Annotated in this window: 20 protein-coding genes; 12 read left to right on the forward strand and 8 right to left on the reverse strand. The window is 59.4% G+C overall.

Annotated features, from left to right (window positions below; translation table 11 throughout):
• Position 1: 1 nt before the first annotated feature.
• From NP603_RS10475 to NP603_RS10495, 5 genes are all read left to right on the forward strand, one after another.
• A complete protein-coding gene (locus NP603_RS10475; RefSeq protein WP_256610829.1) occupies positions 2-1,507 on the forward strand; it encodes an efflux transporter outer membrane subunit in 1,506 nt (501 codons plus the stop codon).
• Positions 1,508-1,536: 29 nt separating this feature from the next.
• On the forward strand, positions 1,537-1,692 hold the full coding sequence (locus NP603_RS10480; RefSeq protein WP_256610830.1) for a hypothetical protein: 156 nt from the start codon (positions 1,537-1,539) through the stop codon (positions 1,690-1,692).
• A gap of 57 nt (positions 1,693-1,749) precedes the next feature.
• Positions 1,750-2,196: a hypothetical protein gene (locus NP603_RS10485; protein ID WP_256610831.1), complete on the forward strand. Its 447-nt coding sequence runs from the start codon at positions 1,750-1,752 to the stop codon at positions 2,194-2,196.
• 154 nt (positions 2,197-2,350) lie between these two features.
• Positions 2,351-2,626 (forward strand): hypothetical protein, encoded by a 276-nt coding sequence (locus NP603_RS10490; RefSeq protein ID WP_256610832.1) that lies wholly within the window; start codon positions 2,351-2,353, stop codon positions 2,624-2,626.
• Between the two features lie 24 nt (positions 2,627-2,650).
• Entirely contained in the window at positions 2,651-3,973 is a 1,323-nt protein-coding gene (locus tag NP603_RS10495) for an HD-GYP domain-containing protein (protein ID WP_256610833.1), read from the forward strand.
• Here NP603_RS10495 and NP603_RS10500 read toward each other — a convergent pair.
• Both NP603_RS10500 and NP603_RS10505 read right to left on the reverse strand, forming a co-directional pair.
• On the reverse strand, positions 3,953-4,255 hold the full coding sequence (locus tag NP603_RS10500) for a hypothetical protein (RefSeq protein ID WP_256610834.1): 303 nt from the start codon (positions 4,253-4,255) through the stop codon (positions 3,953-3,955). The two genes, NP603_RS10495 and NP603_RS10500, sit on opposite strands and share 21 nt — an antisense overlap.
• Before the next feature lie 49 nt (positions 4,256-4,304).
• Complete coding sequence (locus NP603_RS10505; protein WP_256610835.1) at positions 4,305-5,162, reverse strand: ribonuclease T2 family protein; 858 nt, start codon at positions 5,160-5,162, stop codon at positions 4,305-4,307.
• A gap of 255 nt (positions 5,163-5,417) precedes the next feature.
• Here NP603_RS10505 and NP603_RS10510 point away from each other — a divergent pair, with 255 nt between their 5' ends.
• Genes NP603_RS10510 through NP603_RS10520 form a run of 3 tightly spaced genes read left to right on the forward strand, consistent with a single transcriptional unit; the run spans position 5,418 to position 6,744 of the window.
• Positions 5,418-6,038 (forward strand): STN domain-containing protein, encoded by a 621-nt coding sequence (locus NP603_RS10510; protein ID WP_256610836.1) that lies wholly within the window; start codon positions 5,418-5,420, stop codon positions 6,036-6,038.
• A complete protein-coding gene (locus NP603_RS10515) occupies positions 6,035-6,619 on the forward strand; it encodes a TonB-dependent siderophore receptor (RefSeq protein ID WP_256610837.1) in 585 nt (194 codons plus the stop codon). Before NP603_RS10510 ends, NP603_RS10515 begins: the two co-directional genes overlap by 4 nt.
• Entirely contained in the window at positions 6,580-6,744 is a 165-nt protein-coding gene (locus NP603_RS10520) for a TonB-dependent receptor (protein WP_256610838.1), read from the forward strand. The genes NP603_RS10515 and NP603_RS10520 overlap by 40 nt, the downstream gene beginning before the upstream one ends.
• Positions 6,745-6,756: 12 nt before the next feature.
• On the opposite strand, the gene NP603_RS10525 is transcribed toward NP603_RS10520, so the two are convergent.
• Positions 6,757-8,172 (reverse strand): Nramp family divalent metal transporter, encoded by a 1,416-nt coding sequence (locus NP603_RS10525; protein WP_256610839.1) that lies wholly within the window; start codon positions 8,170-8,172, stop codon positions 6,757-6,759.
• Between the two features lie 260 nt (positions 8,173-8,432).
• Here NP603_RS10525 and nhaD point away from each other — a divergent pair, with 260 nt between their 5' ends.
• Genes nhaD through NP603_RS10540 form a run of 3 tightly spaced genes read left to right on the forward strand, consistent with a single transcriptional unit; the run spans position 8,433 to position 12,160 of the window.
• Entirely contained in the window at positions 8,433-9,878 is a 1,446-nt protein-coding gene (gene nhaD / locus NP603_RS10530; protein WP_256610933.1) for a sodium:proton antiporter NhaD, read from the forward strand.
• 30 nt (positions 9,879-9,908) lie between these two features.
• Complete coding sequence (locus NP603_RS10535) at positions 9,909-11,465, forward strand: DUF4118 domain-containing protein (protein ID WP_256610841.1); 1,557 nt, start codon at positions 9,909-9,911, stop codon at positions 11,463-11,465.
• Positions 11,462-12,160 (forward strand): response regulator, encoded by a 699-nt coding sequence (locus NP603_RS10540; RefSeq protein ID WP_256610842.1) that lies wholly within the window; start codon positions 11,462-11,464, stop codon positions 12,158-12,160. The genes NP603_RS10535 and NP603_RS10540 overlap by 4 nt, the downstream gene beginning before the upstream one ends.
• 32 nt (positions 12,161-12,192) lie before the next feature.
• Here NP603_RS10540 and NP603_RS10545 read toward each other — a convergent pair whose 3' ends face one another.
• Entirely contained in the window at positions 12,193-12,402 is a 210-nt protein-coding gene (locus NP603_RS10545; protein ID WP_256610843.1) for a DUF1289 domain-containing protein, read from the reverse strand.
• A gap of 329 nt (positions 12,403-12,731) precedes the next feature.
• On the opposite strand from NP603_RS10545, the gene NP603_RS10550 reads away from it, so the two are divergent.
• A complete protein-coding gene (locus NP603_RS10550) occupies positions 12,732-15,176 on the forward strand; it encodes a TonB-dependent receptor (protein WP_256610845.1) in 2,445 nt (814 codons plus the stop codon).
• A 188-nt stretch (positions 15,177-15,364) separates the two neighbouring features.
• Here the strand turns inward: NP603_RS10550 and cysZ are convergent, their stop codons facing one another.
• The 4 genes from cysZ to NP603_RS10570 are packed head-to-tail and all read right to left on the reverse strand — an operon-like array spanning position 15,365 to position 23,110.
• The gene (cysZ, locus tag NP603_RS10555; protein ID WP_140914349.1) at positions 15,365-16,114 is read right to left on the reverse strand and encodes a sulfate transporter CysZ; all 750 of its coding nucleotides are present in this window, start codon (positions 16,112-16,114) and stop codon (positions 15,365-15,367) included.
• Positions 16,108-17,145 carry an S-methyl-5-thioribose-1-phosphate isomerase gene (gene mtnA, locus NP603_RS10560; RefSeq protein WP_256610846.1) on the reverse strand — a complete coding sequence of 346 codons (1,038 nt, stop codon included), beginning with the start codon at positions 17,143-17,145 and terminating at the stop codon, positions 16,108-16,110. The genes cysZ and mtnA overlap by 7 nt, the downstream gene beginning before the upstream one ends.
• Positions 17,142-18,806 (reverse strand): bacteriohemerythrin, encoded by a 1,665-nt coding sequence (locus tag NP603_RS10565; RefSeq protein ID WP_256610847.1) that lies wholly within the window; start codon positions 18,804-18,806, stop codon positions 17,142-17,144. The genes mtnA and NP603_RS10565 overlap by 4 nt, the downstream gene beginning before the upstream one ends.
• Before the next feature lie 17 nt (positions 18,807-18,823).
• The gene (locus NP603_RS10570) at positions 18,824-23,110 is read right to left on the reverse strand and encodes a PAS domain S-box protein (protein WP_256610848.1); all 4,287 of its coding nucleotides are present in this window, start codon (positions 23,108-23,110) and stop codon (positions 18,824-18,826) included.
• Positions 23,111-23,129: the final 19 nt, after the last annotated feature.

Raw genomic sequence — 23,129 nt, forward strand, 5'->3', positions numbered from 1 at the left:
GATGGCTATGCACCTTTCTGATTCCTGCGCGGCGCGCGGGAACGATACCACACTTATTTTTCGGCGGCTAAGTTTGCTGGGTCTTGCCTTCCTGCTCACCGCCTGCGCGGTGGGTCCCGATTATCAGCCGCCGCAACCGGCCATGCCGGAGCGCTGGACCGAAATCGTGCCTACGGCCTCCGCTGCTGCCCGTAACGATCTGGCCGAATGGTGGCGGGGCTTCAACGACGACAGGCTGAATCGGCTGGTCGAGCGGGCGCTGCAAGGCAACCTCGACCTTAAGGCTGCCGAGGCTCGTATCCTGGCTGCCAGAGCCCAACGCGATGCGACCGACGCGGAACGCTGGCCCAGCGTCAACGCCTCCAGTGCGTTTCAACGGCAACGGATCAGCCCCAATGCCTTATTGGGCGCGCTGGGTTCGATACAAGGAGGAGGACAAAGCAACAACGGCCTGCTTTCCACTTTGGGTTCTATCGGCACGCCGTTTAACTTGTTTCAGGCCGGTTTCGACAGCTCCTGGGAACTGGACCTATTCGGCGGCATTCGCCGCCAACAGGAAGCGGCCGAAGCCAACGCCGAGGCGATAGCCGATAGCCAGCTCGACGTTCAAGTCAGCCTAATCGCCGAAGTGGCTAGGGCCTATCTGGAATTAACGGCGCTGCATTCCCGGCTAGCCATAGCCGAAGATAACCTGAAAAACCAGCGTGAGATCTTGCGTCTGGCTGAAGCCGGCTTTCAGGAAGGCATGGCGACGGCATTGGATGTGCAGCGAGCAACGGCAGAGTTGGAAACGGCCGAGGGTAGCGTTGCGCCTATCTCCGCGCAGATCAAGAATACCCGGCATGCTCTGGCGCTGCTGGCCGGCTTGCCGCCGGCCGGATTGGAAGGCGAATTGGCCGAAGTCCAGGCGGCGATTCCCGTCCCGCCCGCCGTTCAGCCCGGCATGCCCTCCGATTTGCTGCGGCGGCGGCCCGACATCCGCCAGGCCGAACGCACAGTGGCATCGGCTTCCGCATCCATCGGCGCGGCGGTGGCGGAGTTATTCCCCAAATTATCCCTGACCGGTGCGGCCGGCTTTCAGAGCCAGGATTTGAGCAACTTCACCAGCCTGTCCAGCGGCTTCTACGGCTTCGGTCCGCGCGTTTCGCTGCCGATTTTCCAGGCCGGCCGCCTGCTGGCGAACATCGATGCTCAAGAAGCCCGTCACCAGGAAGCGCTGATGGCCTATGAAAAATCGGTTTTAGCGGCGCTGCGGGAAGTCGAAGACGGGCTGTCCACGCTGCAGGGCGAACACAGCCGGCGGTTGGCCCTGGAAAGCGCCGTGCAGTCGGCAAAAAAGGCCGCGGAAACCGCGGAGGCTTATTACTCCGAAGGCGAGGCCGATCTCTCAAGTGTGCTGGATAGCCGCCGCAGTTGGCACAATGCCCGCGAGCAGCTGTTGCAAAGCCGTTTGGCGTGGGCGACGGGGCATGTTGCTTTATATAAGGCTTTGGGCGGGGGATGGTGACGGTGGCTTTACCTCGCATGAGTCGGCGGATGGGTAACCTCTGCAACTTAAGAGAAGGCAGCGATCGCTCCGGTATTTTCTCCAAGGGGCTGGGTTTCGCCGACCTAAGTCTCGGCATACTGTCTCTGGTCATCGCCATTCCGGTAATCCAGGGCATGAGCGGCGCACTGCTGAAAGAGCAGTAGTTTTGTTCGCGCGGAAAAACCAACGGATTTTTCAAATCCATATAAGAGGTACCAGCAATGGATCAATCTATCATCAGCGGGCTTTCCGCTGTTCTCGGATCTTTGGTAGGTGGGGTTTCCAGCATCGCGACCGCGCGGTTTACTCAAAAAGCCCAGAGCAAGCGTGAATCGATCAATGCTGAAATACGCCGGCGCGAGCTGGTCTATACCGAGTTCATTGATGAATGCTCCAAGTTGGCGATGGATGCCTTCGATCGCACGCTGGAGCATCCCGAAACCCTGATGAATGCCTATGCGCTGCTGAACCGTATCCGACTTACTTCTTCGGATTCGGTCGTTGATGCCGCGGACCAAACCATAAAGCGCATCGTGGAACAGTATTTTCGACCCAAACTGTCTATAGAAGAACTACCCAAAATGGCGGCTTCTGGACTTGCAGACCCGCTGAAAGACTTCAGTTTTGGCGCCAGGCAGGAACTGCTCAGACTGAGCCGAGATAGCTAAGCTTCCGGAGCCGGTGTTCCGAATTTATAAAGCAGCCTCGACCACGATACCAAGATGTTGGTGAGCGGCGACGAAGACCGCTCATTGTTCAGTAGGCACTAATTTCATCTGCAAATCGTTAGTGCCGTAAATCCAACAATTAGGAGGAATTAACATGACTGAATTTTCAAACGACCAGGGCATCGCGATAGTGCTATTAGAGAGACTTACCAGCGAGATCATGCCAAGAGCTAAAAGTATTCAGGAAAGGCTGGCAAATGGGGAGCAGTTAGATCATTGGGATAGGCAGTTTTTGGAGGAATTGATTAGGGAGGCCCAACGAATCAAACCATTAGTAGACCAGCATCCTGAGTATCAAGCGTTATATTCTCAAGTCGCTCATTTGTATAAACAAATTACTGATCAAGCGTTGTTGAATGAAAAAAATTAGAATCGCATACTAATCGGCTTATCGATGAAATCACGAATTGGTTCTTTACGGAAGATATTGATAGTCCGGCTGATAGCCTTGTCGACCGTAGTGTCCATTCTGGTTGGAGGCAGCGTATTTTGGCTGGAGCGCGGCCGCTTCGAAGCCGTCATTGCCGAGCGTACCCATCTATCCATCGAATTACTGAAACTAAGGATCCAGGATATTGAGGCACTCAGCCATCGCCCTTGGGAATCGCAAGTACAGCAAGCGGTGGACGATTTGCGGAAAGTTTCCATGAACAGTGCCTTCGGGCATTTTGTCTGGTTATCGATTCACAATGCCAAAGGCCTGGAAATTGGACGCATGGAAGATTTGGACTATCCCCAGTTACAAACTCTGATTCAGAACCATGATCGGCAAGCCGCCGCTAGCGGAAACAAGCTTGCCTTGACGCCATTGATAGGGCCTGACGGCAACCCCGTGTATGCGATTGGCTTGAACATCATGGATGCCGATGGCCAAATCGTGGCGACATTAAGGGGTCTTTATTCGGTTGCTCCACTGGCTATCGCGGAATTATGGCGCGATATTATCCATTCGGTGGCCGTTTCGGTATTGCTCGTCCTGTTAGTGACGGCGTTGCATTATCCGGTGGTGCGCCGTTTATTCGATCACCTTGGACGATTATCGATACATCTGCTGGATGCGAATCTGGAAACCTTGCAAGCTTTTGGCAGTGCGATTGCCAAACGCGATAGCGAGACCGACGCGCATAATTTTAGGGTGACTATTTATGCCGTCAGGCTAGCCGAGGCGGCTGGATTGAAAGCCGGCGGTATTCGTACGCTAATCAAGGGAGCCTTTTTGCATGACATTGGCAAAATTGCAATTCGGGATCACATATTACTGAAACCTGGAAAGCTGGATGCCGGCGAATTCGAAGTTATGAAAACGCACGTTTTGCATGGACTGGACATCATCAACCATTGCCAATGGTTACGCGATGCCGGCGATATCGTCGGTAACCATCATGAAAGATTCGACGGCAGCGGTTACTATTCAGGTCTGAAAACCCAGGAAATTCCGCTGACGGCACGTATTTTCGCCATCGTCGACGTCTTCGATGCCTTGACGTCGGCGCGTCCTTATAAAATGGCATTGAGCTACGAAGATTCGATAGATCACCTCCGACGAGAGGCTGGCAAGCATTTTGATCCGGAGTTGTTAGACGTTTTCGTGGGCATTGTAGAGCCCTTATACCATCGCTTCGCGCGGCATGAAGAAGATGCCAGAAATGAATTGGCAGACATCATTCAACGATACTTTAAATGCGATATTTCTGATTTATTTGACGAAAATCTTTAACTTATTGTCATGGCCCAGCAGCAGGTCACGGTAGAAGTACCGGTTGCCTGGTATATCCCCCGAACTGTCTGAAACCTGCCGCTCACGGCCTGCAACTCTTGGCTGCGGTGAGGCAGTGGTTACGGCACTTTGTTCGCCGAATACCGGACGTTCGGCGGTGTCACCGGATGCCTGAACCATTGAAATTGGATAGTTACCCCGACCTGTTGTGGCCGAACTCGCTCCTTCCGCCGCATAGTCCAAAATAGTCAAGGCAACCTCAAGCGCTAACGTTTCCGACAAATGATCTACCGCCGGAAACGCTCAAACCCGCCTGCAAATCCCTAAAAAATCAAGGCGCTTTTTTCCAGCCCGCCGCCATTGCCTGCTTGACCGTGTCGAAACAACGTTCGCCTCTGCTGACGTCGATGACTACGCCGGCATAGCTCGGGTGGCTTGGCACGAAGTAGTATTTGCGGTTCTTGCCGGAGATATTGCCTTTGACCGGGCAGGCGTCGGCATTGCCGTTGTCGTCGTCCGAATCGTCGCCGTTATGGCCGGGGCGGGGGCAGGCGAACGGCGCGAAATCGCGGTCGTAGCAGACCCGCCATTCCTTGGTGTTGTTGTCGAAGTAGACGCTGTCTTCGGGCAGTTGCGGATTGTTTTGCACGAACCAGGCTTTGCCCTTGGCTTCGTTGGTGAACTGTTGGTTCGGCAGGCGCAGTGCGCTGTGCAGTGCCAGCGCTTTATCGAAATAGGCCTCGGGAGTACGCAGATTCCGGTCGATCATGCAGGTGCCGTGGTTTTCGTATTCGTGTTGCAACAGCCAGGCGCTGGGCGTCATGCAGAAATATTTCGCCATCAACGCGCGGTCGATTTTAGGCTGGTCGCCGGCGCAGGCCCGCGGGTAGTCGTTGGGTTTGGCCAGGGTGCCTTGCGGCCACAGCCCGTGCAGGATGTAACCGAAACGTGCGTTACTGCCGCATTGTAGATAATCTTTTTGGCCGGGACGGCGTTTGTCGCCTTTCTCGGCGCAATAGCGCGGCGCCCAGGAGTACGACAACACGTAAAATTCCGACGGCCGGTCTTGCGCGGCGTCGGCGACCTCGTTGTAGGCATCGTAAGTGTCTTTGGGGTCCACGCAATCGGCATGGGCTACGGCGGCGCAAAGCGTCAGGTAAATCACGGCAAGCAGGTTCGATCTGGACATGGGCGCGCTCCTCATCGTTATTATGGAGTAAGTCGGTAGCGCGGCCCGCCACGGCGCGCGCTAGAAGGATTATGCCGCACGCGCCGTGACGATATGAAGACTTTTTCCCGCCCGAGGCTTGGGCTGGTTTCCCTCTCACAGCAATAATTGGCCGAGTCATTAACGCCGCGCTAATGTGGATTCTTCCGCCGATTCCGTCTTTACCGTTAGCAGCCGCAGTGCTGCCCCGTAACCGAGACGAAATCAGGAGTGTTCATGTCCCACGCAACGCATCGCCGTTCGATTGTTATCTGCCGTTCGCTAGTCGCGTCGACGGCCCTGGCACTGGCCCCGGCGGCGCAGGCGGAAAACGTCGGCGCCAAGCATTATTACGACATTCCGGCCCAAGCGCTGAACCAGGCGCTGTTGCAGTTCGGCAAGCAGAGCCGGCAGCCTTTGATCTACGGCACCGACATCGCCGAGCAGCTGCGCAGCCGGGCGGTGCAGGGCGAGTATACCGACGCCGAAGCGCTGAATAGGCTGTTGGCCGATTCGCCGTTGCGGGCGCAAACCACCGGCGACGGTACCGTGACGATTCAGCCCAAGCCGCCGGAGCTGCACAACAAAACCAGCCCGGAGCTGATGCCGGCGATGACGGTGGTCGGTAAGCCGGTATATGCCTGGAATGCGCCGGACAATCCGGATTACAACCGGCCCAAGGCGACCACGGCCACCAAAACCGATACCCCGGTGATGGAAACGCCGATCTCGATCCAAATTGTGCCGAAAGCGGTGTTGGCCGACAAACAGACCATGACCTTGCCGGACGCGGTCAACGGCCACGTCAGCGGCGTGTTGGGCCGTACCGGCGGCGGTTACCTGTACGACATTTCGTGATCCGCGGCTTGGCCGGCTCCGATTTCGGCGATGCTTACCGCAACGGTTTGTTCAACCGCCAGGACATTTACGATATCGCCAACATCGAACAAATCGAGATTGTGAAGGGGCCGGCGGCGATGTTGTACGGCCGGATCGAGCCGGGCGGTTTGGTCAATTACGTGACCAAAAAGCCGCTGGCTACCGCGTATTACTCGTTGCAGCAGCAGTTCGGTTCCTTCGACCAATACCGCACCTTGCTCGACGCCACCGGACCGCTCGATGCCGGCAAGACCTTGTTGTACCGGCTGAACGGGTCGTATACCGACCAGCAATCGTTTCGCGATTTCGTCGGCAACCAGCGCTTTTTCGTCACCCCCAGCTTGAGCTGGCGGCCGAACGCCCGCTTCGAAACCAACGTCGATCTGGAATACAAACACGACCAATTCAATGCCGATGACGGTATCCCGGCGATCAGCGGCCGGCCGGCGCCGATTCCGCTCAGCCGGAGCCTGAAGGACGGCTTCCACCGCCAAACTCTGGAAAGCACCTCTTGGATGCGATGGCGGCTTACACCCAGAAAATCGGCCAGCAGTGGTTGACCGCGCAATTGAACATCAACAACCTGCTGGACAAGGAATACTACGCCAACTCGGCCGGCAGCAATCTCGGCGTGATTCCCGGCGCGCCGATCAATGTATTGGGCTCGTTGAAATACGAGTTTTAAAGCGGTTGGCCGTTACAAGCTAGCGCGCAGGTACAGTAGCGCCAGCAGCAGATACACGGCAAAGCTCAATGCCAGCAGCCAGGGCCGGCCCTTGGGCTTGGCCCATTCCGGCAAATGGGGCGGCAATAACCGGTAATTCAATAAATATAAGGCCGCCGGAAACATAATGGTGCCGGCGAAGCCGATCACGGCGCTGGTCAGGATCAACGGTCCCGGCGCATCGAGCTGCATCGTGAACGAGGTGATTACGGTCAGCAGCGCCAGAAACAGGTAATACCAGCGCCGGGCCGGCCAGCGTTGCGCCTGCGGAAACAGCGTCAACACGATATCGGCCTGGATTCGGCTGACCGCGTCGGCGGTGGCCAGCCAGGTATCGGTCAGAAACGCCGCGGCCACCACCAAAAACAGCAGCCGGCCGACTTCGCCCCAACTCACGGCAAAGAACTGGCTTTGCACGACCGCCAGTTCGTATTCCTGCGGCAGCAAGCCTTTCGGAAACAGCAGCGCATAGGCCAGCAGGCAGGTCATTAACGTGGTCAATAAATTGCCGACGATGCCGACCAGGATGTCCGCGCTCAAGAATCGGCGCCAGGATTGCCAATTTTGCGCGCTTGGTGCGGCATCTTCCGGCAGAAAGCCGTCGCTGAGCACCGCTTCCTCGGCGCCGCCCAGACCGGTGATGCGGCCGACCAGGCCGGCCATGCCGGCGCCTTTGTCGCGCAACCAGTACGAGTAAAACAAGATCCAGAAGCCGCCGAGGCCGGCGAAGGTGATGGCGGTCAGCAGTTTGCTGGCGTCATGGTTATCCCAGGGCCGGGGCATGTCGCCGACCGGCCCGAACAGGCCTTGGCTGAACGCCGGCAGCGCCTTCAGCACGTCGGTTTGCAAACAGGCCGACAGCAGGCCGATCACGGTGACGACGGCGACCAGCTTCATGAAACGCTCGATCAAGGTATAGACCACGCCGCTGGCCAGAATCGCCGTCACGAACACCGCAATCGAGGTGTAGCCCCAGAACAGGCTTTGGCCGCGCTGGCTCCAGCCCTCCGGCCAATGGGTCAATTCGGCCATCGCCGTGCCGCCGGCCGAGGCGAACGCGCCGAACCACAGAAACGATACCGTCATCAGCAGCCATAAAAACACGCCGAAGCTGCGGTTCAAGCGGATGAAGCCGTGAAAAATGCTTTCCCCGGTCAGTAATGTGTAGCGGCCGATTTCCAGATTCAACGGGTATTGCAGCAAACAGGCCGGCGCCAATAACCAGAGAAAGGTCAAACCGTACTTGGCGACCATATACGGCCACCAGATCAGTTCGCCGCTGCCCTGGGCCAGCGCCATCCACACCACGCCGGGTCCCAATGCGGCCCACCAGCCGGGGAAGTTGGGGACGTTGTGGCGGGGCAGGTCGGCGAGGGCTTTATTTTTCATCGGGCTAACGATCGGTTCGGGCTAAAACCGCCCATTTCCGCAAATTTGCCGGGATTTGGCAAATCCTCGGCAACTGTGCTGGCCGCTCTTTACGCCTTTTTTACGTCCGGCTGCTTAGAATTCCGGGTCGTGAAAGTGCTCGCGGCCCGGTCGTTGCGGCGGCCGGCCGGCGGAAACATTAAGGCGATGGCGCCGAGCTTGGTGGAGCGTTCCGTCGATTCGGAGCGCTTGCGAATCAGCGTAAGGAGAAATTTGTGCAGATGATGATATCGGGCCTGCTGGGACTGGCAGCCCTGGCGCTGCCGTCACTGGCTGCCGCGGATGCCGGCTCGGCGGCGGAAAGCCTAAAACCTTTGGATTTGACCGGCCATTGGGCAGGTTACATTTCGCTTTTGGTCATGGTGGCGGCGTATATCGCGGCGATGCTGGAAGAAGTGACCGAACTGCGCAAATCCAAACCCATGCTGTTGGCGGCGGCGTTGATCTGGTTCGTCATCGTACTGGCCTACCGGGAACAGGGCCGCGACGAGCTGGCGGTCGCCGCGTTTCGTAGCAATTTGCAGACTTACATCGAGCTATTGTTGTTCATCATGGTATCGATGACCTATCTGAACGCGATGGAAGACATGCGCCTGTTCGACACGTTGAAGGTCTGGCTGGTTACCAAGCATTTGAGTTACCGGCAATTATTCTGGATTACCGGGTTTTTGGTGTTCTTCCTGTCTTGTGTCGTCAACGGCCTGACGGCCGGCCTGCTGATGGGGGCTGTGGCGGTCGCGGTCGGCAAGAGCAATCCGCGCTTCGTGTCCTTAGCGTGTATCAATATCGTAATCGCAACCAATGCCGGCGGTTCGTTCAGTCCTTTGGGCGGGATTTCGACCTTGTTCGTCTGGCAGCACGGCATCCTCGGTTTCACCGAATTCTTCAAGTTGTTTTTACCCTGCCTGGTGAATTTCCTGGTCCCGGCGCTAGCGATGCATTTTGCGCTGCCGCGGGAGGTTCCCAGCATCGAAATGGCGGATGTCGCGCTGCCGCGCGGGGCGAAGCGCCTGCTGTTTCTGTTCGGCGTGACGATTGCGTTGGCCGTGGTGTTCGATATGGAACTGCATTTGCCGGCCGCGGCCGGCATGATGGCGGGGTTGTCGTTGTTGCAGTTTTTTTACTATTACCTGCACCAAACCGAAAAGGCGCAACCGTTGAGCCAGTCGGAGTTCTCGCTGTTTTTCGGCGGCGGCGATTACCGGACCGCTGCCACCCAATCGACGCGTTTCGATATTTTCGACAAAGTCGGCCGGCTGGAATGGGACACGCTGCTGTTCTTCTACGGCGCGATGATGGGCATCGGCGGCCTGGGTTACATCGGTTATCTCGACGCCGTCTCGCACCTGCTTTACGGCCAACTCAGCCCGACCTTAGCCAACATCGCGATCGGCCTGTGCTCGGCCTTCGTCGATAACGGCACGCTGATGTTCGCGATTCTGACCATGCACCCCGACATTACCCAAGGCCAATGGCTGCTGTTGACTTTGACCCTGGGCGTCGGCGGCAGCTTGTTGGCCATCGGTTCGGCACCGGGGATTGGCTTGTTGGGCCAGGCCAAGGGACAATATACCTTCAGCAACCACATGAAATGGTGTCCGGTGATCCTGCTCGGTTATTTCGCCAGTATCGGCGTGCATTTTCTGGTCAACGCCCATTCCTTTTGACGCGGATGTCCGGCGGGAAGGGTGAGGGCGATGTTAGGTAGCAGGCGGTGGCAGAGTCATGCTGGACCGGAAGCGCGCCTGCCGGCCAGGACCCGGCGCGAGCGTTTCATCGGCTACGTTTGCGGTATCGCCGCGCCGTTCATCTGCACGTTGGCGGCTTGGCCGTTGCGGAGCATATTGGAGCCGGCCAGCATTCTGATGAGCTATATGCTCGGCGTATTCCTGGTCGCCAGCCGCTACGGCCGCGGCGCGTCGCTGACCGCCTCGCTGCTGAGCCCGCCGGTGTTCGCCTATTATTTCGCGCCGCCGATTTTCTCGTTTGCGATTTCCGATCTGGAAAACATCGTCGGTTTGGCCATCATGATCGTCGTTGCCAGTCTGACCAGCAATTTATTGGATCGGGCTCGCAGTCAAGCCGAAATTGCCCGGCAACGGGAAAACCGGGCCAACGCCTTGTACCGCTTAAGCCGGGCCTTGTCCGATGCGCAGAGCCGCGAGGCGATTGCGGCGTTGGCTGCCGAGCGGATACGGGACGAATTCGGCGCCGAAGCGGTCATCGTGCCGGCCGACGAGAACCGGCGCCTGCCGGTGGCGATTGCCGAAGTTGGGCCGGGTTTCGATGCCGAAGCGGCCCGGCAGGCGTTCGCGGCGAACTCGACTCGCCACAGCCAAGGTGCAGCCTATTATCCGTTGGCCGGATCGCAGACCGTATTCGGCGTGTTGTTGGTCAGAGCGGAGCCTTCGTCGCGCTTGGCGCATCCGGAGGCACTGGCTTTGTTCGAAACCTTCCGCAATCTGGTCGGCCAGGCGCTGGAGCGCTTGTATCTGGCCGAACGCGCCCGCGAAGCCGGCCTGCAGGTGCAGGCCGAAGCGTTACGAAACGCCTTGCTCAGCGCTATCTCCCACGACTTGCGCACGCCGTTGACCCGGATCAGCGGTGCGGCCGGCGCATTGATCGACAATGCCGACCGCTTATCGGCGGCCGAGCGCCAGGAGTTTTACCGGGCGGTATTCGACGAAGCGCAACGGATGGCCGAATTGACCAGCAAGATTCTGGACATGGCCCGGCTCAGCAGCGGCGAAATTACGCTGCATTGCGAATGGAACGCGCTGGAGGAAATCGTCGGCAGCGCGTTGACCCGGCTCGATAAAGCGTTGCGGGAGCGGCCGGTGCGTACCCAAATTCCGGACCGCCTGCCGTTGTTGTGGGTCGATGCCGTCTTGTTCGAGCAAGTGCTGGCCAATCTGATCGAGAATGCGATCAAATACACGCCGCCGGGCAGCCCGATCGATATCGGCGCGGAACTGGCGGCAGACGGTTTGCAATTGACCGTTACCGATTACGGCGCCGGGATTCCGGACGGCATGCAGCAGAAAATCTTCGACAAATTCTACCGGCTGAGCGGCGAGACCGAACACGGTGGCGTCGGCTTGGGACTGGCATTGTGCCGTACCATCATTGCCGCCCATGGCGGCCGGATTCGGGCGACGAATGTGGCCGGTAAGGGCGCGGCGTTCATTATCGATTTGCCGTTGCGCGAGCCGCCGGCGCTGGATTGGGGCGAGACCGTAGAGAGTGGCGGATGAACGATGCGGCACCGTTGATTTTACTGATAGAAGACGACAGCCAGACCCGGCGCTTTTTGAAAACCAGCTTGGCCAACCGCGGCTGGCGCATCGCCGAAGCCGATTGCGCCAAGTCCGGGCTGGCGCTGCTGAAAAGCGAGCAGCCCGATTGCGTGATCCTGGACTTGGGCTTGCCGGACATGGATGGGATCGCCGTGGCCCGGCGCTTGCGGCAACTGTCCGATCTGCCGGTGCTGGTGTTGTCGGCCCGTAGCCAGGAGCAGAACAAGATCATGGCGCTGGACGCCGGCGCCGACGATTATCTGACCAAACCGTTCGGCAGCGGCGAATTGCATGCCCGTTTGCAGGCCTTGTTGCGCCGGGTGGCGCGCAGTATCGCGGCTAGCGAGACTTTCGAAACCGGGCAATTAAAAATCGATTTGGCGCGGCGAAAAGTGTTCATCGCCGGTAACGAAGTGCGGATTACGCCGATCGAGTTTCGCCTGCTCGGCATCCTGGTGCGTCATGCCGGCCTGGTCGTGACCCATCGGCAATTGCTCGGCGAAGTTTGGGGCGCCGAGCATATTCACGACCAGCACTATCTGCGCATCTACATGGGCCAATTGCGGCACAAGCTGGAGGTGAATCCGGCCCGGCCGCGCTATTTGTTGACCGAAGTCGGCGTCGGCTACCGGCTGGCCGCCGACGGCAGCTGAAACTCGCTGCGCTTGTTGGGCTTACAACCCGCTCAGCCGTTGGCTTTTTGCAGCTTTTTCAGAATGCTTTTGCCGATGCGGTCGACAAATTCTTCCGGGTTGTCGTAACCCTGTTTCTGGATGAAGTCGACCACCGTTTTGACCAATTGCTTGGTTTCGGCGATTTCCTGGTGCGAGCGGCCGCAGCCTGAGCAATGAGTACCGTCAGTGGTGCATTGGTCGACGCAAGGGCTGTATTTCATATCGTGTTTTCCGAAAAGTTAGGTGATTGAAGGCACGCTATTGTAAGTCTGCGCCGCCGTTTCCGGCAAAGTCGGCGTCGCGACGGATTGCTTTGCGGCCGGCGCGATTGTATGGACAAGGCGGAGATACCGCGAAAAGCGGCGGCGCGGATTGCGGCATATCGCCTATTTTGCATGTGGCATATAACATAGTTTCAGAGAATTCATAAAACATAAAATTAGAAATTTATAATATTACAAAGCCTTACAATTTGGTGCGCTTGTTGCTTAACTCAGTTCTGGCCGAACCCTGGCGTTCGCCCAGATTTCAGACTTTCGAAAGGCAAGCAATGAACAATTTCAATTCAAATCTACCGTCGCATCTTCCGAACCAACCCGCGGCAACGTCCTCCTGCAACCGGTTGCGTTGCGATAACTGGCTCGGCACGGTATCGCTCTGTTTCGTGGCTTCGGCGTTAGCGGCGGAGACCGTGCCGGAACCGGCCGGAACCGAAACCGAAGTGGTGTTGGAAAAAGTGATCGTCACCGACAAGTTCCCCAGCGTTAAGAACCTGGGGGCATCGGAAATGGAAGCCGATATTCTGGAAAGCAAGCGCGCCGCGGTCAGCGATACCGCCAAGTTATTGGAGGATACGCCCGGCGTCAGTTTGTATGGGGCCGGCGGCGTGTCCAGTTTACCGGTGATCCACGGCCTGAACGACGATAGGGTCAAAATCGACATCAACGGCATGACCTTGACTTCGGCTTGCGCCAACCACATGAATCCGCCGCTGTCGTATATCGACCGCAGCAATATCGGCAAGATCACGATTCTGACCGGGGTGACGCCGGTGAGCCTGGGCGGCGACAGCATCGGCGGCACCATTTCGGTACAAACGCCGGAACCGGTGTTTGCCGAGCCGGGCAAGGATATTTTGCTGGACGGTTCGGTGTCGTCGTTTTACCGCAGCAACGGCGACGCCTTCGGCGGCAGTATCGCGGCCGGCGTCGCTACTCAGAACGTCCGGCTGGACTACACCGGTTCGCATACCGAAAGCATGAATTACAACGACGGCAACGGCCAGATCGTCAACTCCACGGCTTACGTCAACCAAAACCACTCCGCGGCGTTGTCGTTCAAATCCGACAACCATCTGGTCGTGGTCAGAGGCGGCCAGCAGCACATGCCCTACCAGTTGTTTCCGAACCAGCGCATGGACCTGACCAACAACGACAGTATCTTCGGCAACATCATGCACAAGGGCAGTTTCGATTGGGGCACGCTGGAAAGTAAGTTCTACTTCGAGTCGACCCAGCACAGCATGGACATCGGCGACGACAAGCACAACCGCTATCTCGACGGTACGGTGTCGGGCGGCGGCTTTGCTTTTCCGAACGACAGGATGCCGATGGAAACCCGCGGCCGCAACCTGGGCTACAAGATTTTGGCGGAAATCCCCTACGGCAAGCGCGATACCTTCAGAATCGGCAACGAATACCACGCCAACAAGCTGAACGATTACTGGCCGGCGGTGCATAACGATCCCGGACCGGCCAACCCCACGCCGAATCCCGCATACTGGATGATGGCGCCGCAGAATTACATCAATTTGAACAATGCGGAGAAGGAGCGGGTTGCCTTTTTCGGCGAATGGGAAGCGCGCTGGAACCAACAATGGAAAAGCTTGCTGGGTTTGCGCTACGAACACACCAGCACCGATACCGGTAACGTCAGCCCCTACAACCCGAATCTGCTGGGCACCAATGGCAATTTGGCGAACAATCCCGATCCGGCAGGCGCGAAATTAGCCTTGACGGCGGCCAACGCCTTCAACGCTCGCGATAAAGGGCGGACCAACGACACTTTCGACGTGACGGCTCTGGTGCAGTTCACGCCCAACGACATCAGCCAGTACGAATTGGGTTATGCCCGCAAGAACCGCACCCCGAATTTATACGAGCGTTACGTCTGGGGCGCGCGGAAAATGGATATGGCGATGATAGGCTGGTTCGGCGATGGCAATGGTTATGTCGGCAATATGGATTTGACCGAGGAAACCGCCCATACCGTCAGTTTGACCGCAGCATTTCACGAGCCGCAAAACAATTTGTGGGAAGTCAACGTCACGCCGTATTTCACTTACGTCAATAACTTCATCGATGCGGATCGCTGTCTGGTCAATACCAATCCGGCTCGCGACGCCAACGGTTGCCGCACCGCGGCAACGTCGTACACGGGCGGGCCTACCATCAATAACTTGACGGTGGACAATCAGTACGTCTATTTACAATACGCTAACCACGATGCGCGGCTATGGGGTATGGACGTGTCGGGCCGCACCCGCTTGTATAAAGACCAAACGCTCGGCGAATTTGCGGCCCATACCACGATGAGTTACGTCCGCGGCGAGCGGATGGACGGCGGCAACCTGTACCACATGATGCCGTTCAATATGAAATTGAGTCTGGACCACCGCTTGAGCCGTTGGCAGAGCGCGCTGGAAATGCAGTTCGTCGACGGCAAATCCCATGTCCAGCAAATCCGTAACGAAGTTCAGACGCCGTCCTACATTCTGCTTAACGCCAGAACCGGCTACGAATGGGGCAATGTCAGGCTGGACGTCGGCTTGGACAACGTGCTAGATAAGCAATATTTCCATCCGTTGGCCGGCTCCTATCTCGGCGACCGCTACGGCATGAACCCGACCGCCGCCCCCAACGTCACGGTACCTTGGGGCCGAAACGTGCCGGGTATGGGCCGCTCGGCTTTCGTCGGCGTCACGATCAAGTATTGATGGAGCGGCGGCCTCCGGCTGGGCTGGCGGGGATTATGCCGTTGGTTAATAGCCGTGCGTCACCCCGGCAGGGAGCGCCGGGGGCCTGTTGCTATGGACGGCGAATGCTTCATGCGTCCTTGTCACCCGGGTTCGCTTCGTCTCGGCGATCCCTAGCGCAAAGTCGACGCAACGGTATTGCGCGGGGCTCAGGATGCGGCGGCGGACTCGGTATCTGGGGCCGAAAGCCGGTAGATGTAAATCGTCGCGCCGATCACGGCGGCTTGGCCGATGACCAGATTCAGCAGCGGCAGCGTCAAGCCCAGGCTGGTCAGGCCGCCGAAACTCAGCGCGCCCCAGCGTACCTGCTGTAAAAACTGTTTTTGCCCGGCAAACGCCAGGCCGCGCTGTTCCAACGGGTAGGCCATGAATTCCAAGGCCATGCCCCAGGCGGCGAACCCGGCCCATAACAGCGGCGCCAACAAGTTCACGACCGGTACCGCGAACAACAGCAATAACGGCAGCACCCGCAATAGCAGATAACCGATCCGGTGCAGTTCGCCGAAAAACACCTTGTCCCAGGCCAATTCCGCCGCCGGCAGCGGCTGGCCGCTGATCAGCGCCAGGGTCTTGGCGGACAGCCGGCTGTAATACGGCGCGGCGATCAGGTTGGCCAGCAACGCAAAACTGAAAAATCCGACCACCAGAAAGCTGACGAAAAACAGCGGCCACAGAATCCAGTTCAGCCAGGACAACCAGTCCGGGATGAACTGGTGGATCAAGGCCGACACCATGTGGTAACCCAGCACGAAACCGCCGGTGTACAGCACCATATTGATGAACAACGGAATCAGCAGGTAATTGCGCAACTCCGGGCGGATCAGCATGCGCACGCCTTCCCAGAGGCATTGCACCGCAAACAGCGGACTATTGCCGCTTTTGAAATTCAACTTCAACATGGTTGCAAACTCCTGACGCCGTGTTTGCCGGGGTCGACGACGGCGCCGCGTTCGGTGACGATCGCGTCGATCAAGTCGGCCGGCGTGACGTCGAACACCGGGTTCCAGGCGCTGACCAATGAGCCTTCGTGCAAATAGCAATCGGCCAGCAATTCCCGCGGATCGCGTTGTTCGATTTCGATGCCGGCGCCGTTTTCCAGGTTGAAATCGAAAGTGGAAGAGGGCGCGGCGACCATGACTTTGACGCCGTGTTGCTTGGCCAGCACCGCCAGCGAATAGGTGCCTATCTTGTTGGCGACGTCGCCGTTGGCGGCGATGCGGTCGGCGCCCACCACGATCCAGTCTATCTTGCCGGATTTCATCAGCCAGGCCGCCGCCGAATCGGCGATCAGCGTGGCGGGGATGCCGTCCTGCGCCAATTCCCACACCGTCAGCCGCGCGCCTTGCAACCAGGGCCGGGTTTCGCCGGCGTAGACTTGTTGCAAGCCGCCGCGGCGGTGCAGGCTGCGGATCACGCCCAAGGCGGTGCCGTAACCGCCGGTCGCCAACGCGCCGGCATTGCAATGGGTCAACACCGCTTGTGCCGTACCGATCAGGTCCGCGCCGCGCTCGCCCATGGCTTGGTTGGCAGCATAATCGTCGGCGTGGATGGTTTGTGCCAGCTCGGTCAGCGCGGCGACCGGATCGGCCGGATTATTCGCGATCAAGCCGCGCATCCGGTCCAGCGCCCAGAACAGATTGACGGCGGTCGGCCGCGAGGCGGCCAATTGCTCGATGTCGCGGCCGACCGCGGCTTGCCAATCGGCTTGCGGGTAATGGCGCATGGCCGACAACACCACGCCGTAGGCGGCGGCAATGCCGATGGCCGGCGCGCCGCGCACCCGCATTGAGGCGATGGCTGTGGCGACGCCGGCGGCGTCGCGGTATTCGTCGTAAGCGATGGTTTGCGGCAGGACGCGCTGGTCCAGTACGTTCAGGCTGTGTCCGGTCCATTGCAGGGCTTGGACCGATAATTGCGAAGTTTGGCTCATGTAGTTCGGTTGTCAGGGTTAGCGGATGCCGTGCCGTCGGCGGGCAGGGTTTGCCCGAGCGCGGCGGTGATTCGGTTCAAAGTCAGCAAGGCCTCGTCGAAAGCGTAGTTGTCGATCTGCTGCGCCATGGTTTGCGCCGCTGCGGCGTCGAGCGTACTCAGAAAAGGCCGCAATTCGCCGAAACGTTTGCGGGCGACGATGTTGCTCTGGCTCAGCTCCATTTTAAGCTGGTTCAGCGCGGCGCTGGTAGCGTCCCGGTCCAAGCTTTGGCCGGAGCCGACCGGGACGGCCTGTGCGTCGACCGCCGCCAGCCACAGGCTGATTCGGAATACGCTGCCGCCGCCGGGCGTGCTATCCAGCGTCAATTCGCCGCCCAGCAACTTGGCCAGGCGCGCGGCGATCGCCAGCCCCAGGCCTATGCCTTCGAAGCGGCGGCTGGTGGTGGCGTCGAGTTGCTCGAATGCCCCGAAAAGTTGGTTTTGCCGTTCCGGGGCAATGCCGCCGCCGGTATCCTCGACTTCGAAGCTCAACAGCAGGCGGCTGTTGTTGCGGTCGAGCAGCCGGACCCGGAGTTGTACCGTGCCGGATTCGGTAAATTTGACCGCGTTGTTGACCAAGGCTTCCAGCGCCAGGCCCAACAGCTGTTGGTCGCCGAGCAGCGCGGGCAGGGCGGGATCGCTGTCGCAGGTCAAGGCCAAGCCTTTCTGGTAAGCCGACTTGGCCAGGCGTTCCTGCAATCGCGCCAACAGCGCCGCGGCCTGGAACGGTGCGTAGTCGATATTGACTTCGCCGGCTTCCAGCCGGGAAAACTGCAACACATCGCCGAGCAGAGCCTGTAGCCTTTTGCCGGCGGCGCCGATCCGGTTCGCCTGTTCCTTGGCCTTGGGCGGAATCTCGGATTGCTCCAGCAAATGGGCGAAACCGAGGATCGCGTTCAACGGCGTCAGCAGTTCGTGGCTGACCGTGCCGAGAAAGCGGCTTTTGGCATGGGACGCGGCTTCGGCGGCTTCCTTGGCCTGGCGCAGTTCGGCGGTGCGGGTCTCCACCTGCTGCTCCAGGGTGCGGCGATAGGTATCCAATTCCCGGTGCGCAACTTGCAACACGGCATTCTTTTCCGCCAGCGCCCGATTTTGTTCAGTCATTTGGCTGAACAGGTTGACCAGGGCATTGACCAGCACGTCGTTGGCGCCTTGCAGGATTTCGGCTTTGCCGCCTTCGGTGCGTTCGTAGGCTTCGCCGGCCGTGATGCCGGCGCCGATGGCTTTCAGTTCGCGGGCCATGCGCTGGTCTTCGCCGAGGATGTGGAACGCCAGCCAGTTGGATAGAAATCTGAGCACTTCGGTGCCGTCGAGATCGTCGCCGGATTCCACCCGCCGGCGTAACGCCAGCACTTGCCGGTGGAACTCGCCGTGTACCGCTTGGTGGTGTTGCAGATGGCGGCTGTCGATGCCGGAACGCACCATGATGCGCTCCTCGGTTTGAAAATGGGCCGAGACGTAATCCAGCAGGCCGTCCAGCAGCGGTAATGCCACGTCGACGGCCAATGCCGTGGCGGCCAGTGCCGGCGCGGCGTCGTTGATCATGGCGACCAGCGTCTTATGTTGCCGGTCTATGGCTTCGATACCGGTCAGGTAATTGTCACTCCAGGTCATGAAGGTCATAAGCGGTCCGTTCGGATTCAGGTGGCGGAGGGCTCGGTGGCTTGGTTGCCGTTGCCGGACAAGCCGGGATAGGCGTTTAACAGCCGGCGCAGGCTTTCCAGCGCGGCCGGCAAGTCGTAATTTTCGATTTGTTCGGACAAACCGGCAACAGCCGCTTCGCCGACCTGCGCCGCCAGAGCCGGTTTCAGCCCGCGCCAAGTGGCTGTCGCAGCGAGGTTGTCGGCGGCCAGCAGGTTTTCCAGTTCGGCGATATCGCGTGCGTCCGCTTCCCGCGGGCCTGGCCGGGCCGAATGCGCATGTCCTGTTTCGATTTCGGCGGCCGTGGCAGCCAGCAGCCGGGCCAATTCGCCGACTGCGGCATCCAGGTCGACGCCGGTGGCGGGCGGATTGCCGATGGCAGCTTCGATGGCGGCGCTTTGCGCCTGGATCGGTTCCAGGCCCAGATTCGCCGCGACCCCGCGCAGTGAATGCGCCAGCAGTTTGGCTTGTGCCAGGTCGCCGGCGCCGAGTGCGGCGGCGATCTTGCCGGCATCGGCCGCATGCCGGGTGCAGAAGTGGCGCAACAGGTGGGCAGCCGGTTGCCGATTGCCGCTGCGCGGGCTGGATGGCAACGGTGCGGCGGGAGCGGCCTCGGCCGCAATTTGGGTGGGGAGCCAACGCGCCAGTGCGGCCAGCAATAAATCCGGATCGACCGGTTTCGACAGGAAGTCGTCCATTCCCGCTGCCAGGCAGCTTGCGCGGTCTTCGGTGAAGGCGTTGGCGGTCATCGCCAGGATTGGTATGCCGGCATAGGCGGGTAGTTGCCGGAGCCGGCGGCAAGCTTCCAGACCGTCCATGACCGGCATTTGTATGTCCATGAAAATCAAATCGTAGCGGTTGGATTGGGCCATTTCCAGCGCCTCGCCGCCATGGTTGGCGACATCGGTGCGCAGGCCGGCCGATTCCAGCAGACGGCGGGCAACTTCCTGGTTGATCTCGTTATCTTCCACCAACAGTATCCGGGCATCGCGACGGTAATCGCCAGCGGCCGGGAGAAGCGGCGGCTGTCGCGGGTGCGGATCGCGTTTCAACGTCAGCCTCAACCAGAAAGTACTGCCTCGGCCCGGCTCGCTGTCGACGCCGACTTCGCCGCCCATCATCTGCGCCAGATGCCGACTGATCGCCAACCCCAGGCCGGTACCGCCGTAGCGGCGGGAGGTGGAGCTTTGGCCCTGTTCGAAGGCGTCGAAAATGCGCTGTTGCTGCTCCGGATCGATGCCGATGCCGCTGTCTTGCACCGCAAAGCGCACTGCCACCTCGCGTTCGCTCTGCCGCTCGATGCGGATGCCGAACACGATTCGGCCGCTATCGGTAAATTTGACCGCATTGCCCAGATAATTCAACAAAATCTGGCCGATCCGCAACGGGTCGCCCAGCAAAGCCATCCTGTCCAGATCGGGCGCCAGGTCTTTGACCAACGTCAAGCCCTTGCTGCACAGCTTTTCGTGGACCATGCTGCATACCCGGTCCTGAATCGCGGCCAGGTTGAGCGGCGTCTCTTCGATCGCCAGGCGTTTGGCCTCGATCTTGGACAAATCCAGAATGTCGTCGATCAAACCCAACAGGTGTTTGCCGGACGCCATGATTTTGTCGAGTTTTTCCAATTGTTGCGGGTTGTCCAGTTCCCGCTGCAATAACGCGGACAGCCCTAAAATCGCATTCATCGGCGTGCGGATCTCGTGGCTCATATTGGCCAAAAACGCGCTTTTCGACAGGTTGGCTGCTTCCGCTTGCTCTTTGGCCTGGCGTAATTCGATTTCCAGTTGTTTGCGGGCCGTCAGGTCGGTGTGGGTGCCGACGGCCCGGACGGGTTTGCCGTTATTGTCGCGCTCGACGACTTTGCCGCGGCTCAGGATCCACTTATAGCCGCCGTCGCGGGTACGCATCCTGAATTCCAGCTCGTAAGAGCCGAGCTCGGCCAGTTTCCGGCTGGCTTGTGCCTGAATTTGCTCTGTTTCGTCCGGATGCAGCAAATTCACCCAGCAACTGTAGACATCGCCGGCCAATTCTCCGGATTGGTAACCGAGCATGGCGAAATAGGCCGGGCTGCAGTAACTGGTATTGTCGGCGATATTCCAGTCCCAGATGCCGTCGTTACTGGCTGCGAGCGCATAACTGTACAATTCTTGGCTGCGCTTGAGCTGGCGGTTGGCGGCATCCAACGCTTGGGTGCGCTCGACCACCAGCTCTTCCAAATGTTTCCGGTAACTGTCGAGTTCCCGCTGTGCGCGCTTTTTTTCGGTGATGTCGCGCCAGACTACGTGCAACAGGTTCTTGTCTTGTTGCCGGATCACGGTCAGCAACACTTCGGCATCGAAAGGTTGGCCTTGGGCGGTCAAATGTACCCATTCGAACTGATGGGCGCCGCATTCTTCGGCGATGCGTATCATTTCCTGGCTTTTGACGCTGGATGATTGGCCGTCGGGTTGAAATTCCGGCGAGATTTGCGCCGGTGCCAGCGGTGCGATTTCGGTAAAATCCTGCATGCCCAACATCTGCAACGCCGCCCGGTTGGCGTCGACGAAATAACCGTCTTCGATCAGCAGAGAAGCTTCCTTGGTTTCCTCGAACAAGCTGCGGAAACGCTCCTCGCTTTGCCGCAGCCGTTCTTCCGCCCGATGGCGCTCGGTAATGTCCATATGGGTGCCGCTAATCAGCAACGGCCTGCCGTCGGCATCGCGGCGGGTGACCCGGCCGCGGTCGGCAATCCAGACCCAATGCCCGCGTTTGTGGCGCATGCGCAGATCGCACTCGTAGTATTCGGTCTCGCCGGCCAAATGCCGCTCCAGCAAGGCATTGGCGCGTTGCAAATCGTCCGGGTGTACGAATTGCTCCCAGGTGCGGGTCGAGAACGGCTCCAGTTGTTCCAGGCGGTAGCCGAATATTTCGGCCCAGCGTTCGTTGAATACGGCGGCACCGGTTTGCAGATTCCATTCCCAGGTGCCGGCGTGGGTGCCGTCGATAATGGCTTGCAGGCGCTCGCGTTCGTTGGCCAAGGCGGTTTCGGCGTTGCGTAAACGGGTAATGTCGCGTGCGACGCCGAGCACGCCGATCAAGCGGTCGCCGGCGCCAGCCACCGGAGTCTTCACGGTTTCGTAAAGAGCTCGGCGCTTGCCGTCGGCGTGGTCCAGCCATTGTTCGCTCGTCACCGGCGCGCCGCCGGCGACGGCATCCAGGTCTTGTCGGCGAAAGTGGTCGGCCAGTTCGTAGCCGAGCAGTTGGTAATCGGTTTTGCCCAGGATTTGTGCGCGCGGCAGTCCGCAGAGGCGCTCGAAACTTCGGTTGCACAGCACAAACGTGCCGTCGGGGTCTTTCAGCCAAACTACGTCCGGCATCGCATCGATCAGCGTCCGCAATAATTGTTCTTTTTCGCTGAAGCGTGCCAATGTGCGCCGGCGTTCGCCGACGTAGCAGCTCAATGCCATGCCGACCAGCGCCAGCGCGGCCATGAATGCCCAATAGTCGAGCAACGGATTGCCGCCGTGGTCGGGAAAGGAAAACGCCCAGCGTTGCAAGTGTAAACTGGTGGCGGCTTGGGCGGCGAGGACGGCCAGGACCAGCGTAGTCAGACGCGGGCCGCCGCGTAGCGCGGACCAGGTTACGAACAGAAACGCCGAATGGCTTATCGCGTAATCGCCGATATTGCCGTCGAATAAATCCAGGAATACCGTTTGCCCCACCAGTGCGTTGGCGGCCAGCAGAAACGCCGCTTCCGCGGCTTGCCGCCTGCTTAGTTGCGGCAGCGGACGGCTCCAAGCCAGAATTAGCGGTGCGATCAGCACCACACCCAGCGTGTCGCCCATCCACCATTGTCCGCCGCGGGCGAGGATGTCCCGGATACTGCCGGCGTCCGCCGATAATACCAACGTACCGCACAGGGCCGACACCAGGCTGGCGAGGCCGCCGCCTAGCGCGACCAACGAAAGGTAGTCGCGCAAGCGCGGTAGCTCCGGACTGAATTCGGGATCGGCGCGGACCAGCCGGGCGCCCAGCCAGGCGGCCGCGCTGCTGCCGGCCGCGATCGGAACCGAGAGCAAAATCGAGCCGTGTTGCCAGATATTAAGCAACAGGGCGCCTACTAGAATCGCCCAAAGGCAAGTCTCGCCCTGCAACAGTACGCAGGCCAGCGCCAAACCGCTGGGGATAAAAAACAGGCTGGATTCGCCTGCTGAAGTGAAATAAGACAACGATAAGCTGCCGCTGGCCGCGTACAGCGCGGCAATCAGCGCCAGCTTCGCTAGACCTATAGCACGCTGTGCTGCCATGGGGTTTCCGCGCGCCGAC

This window comes from Methylomonas aurea, from assembly GCF_024505045.1.
Lineage (GTDB): Bacteria > Pseudomonadota > Gammaproteobacteria > Methylococcales > Methylomonadaceae > Methylomonas > Methylomonas aurea.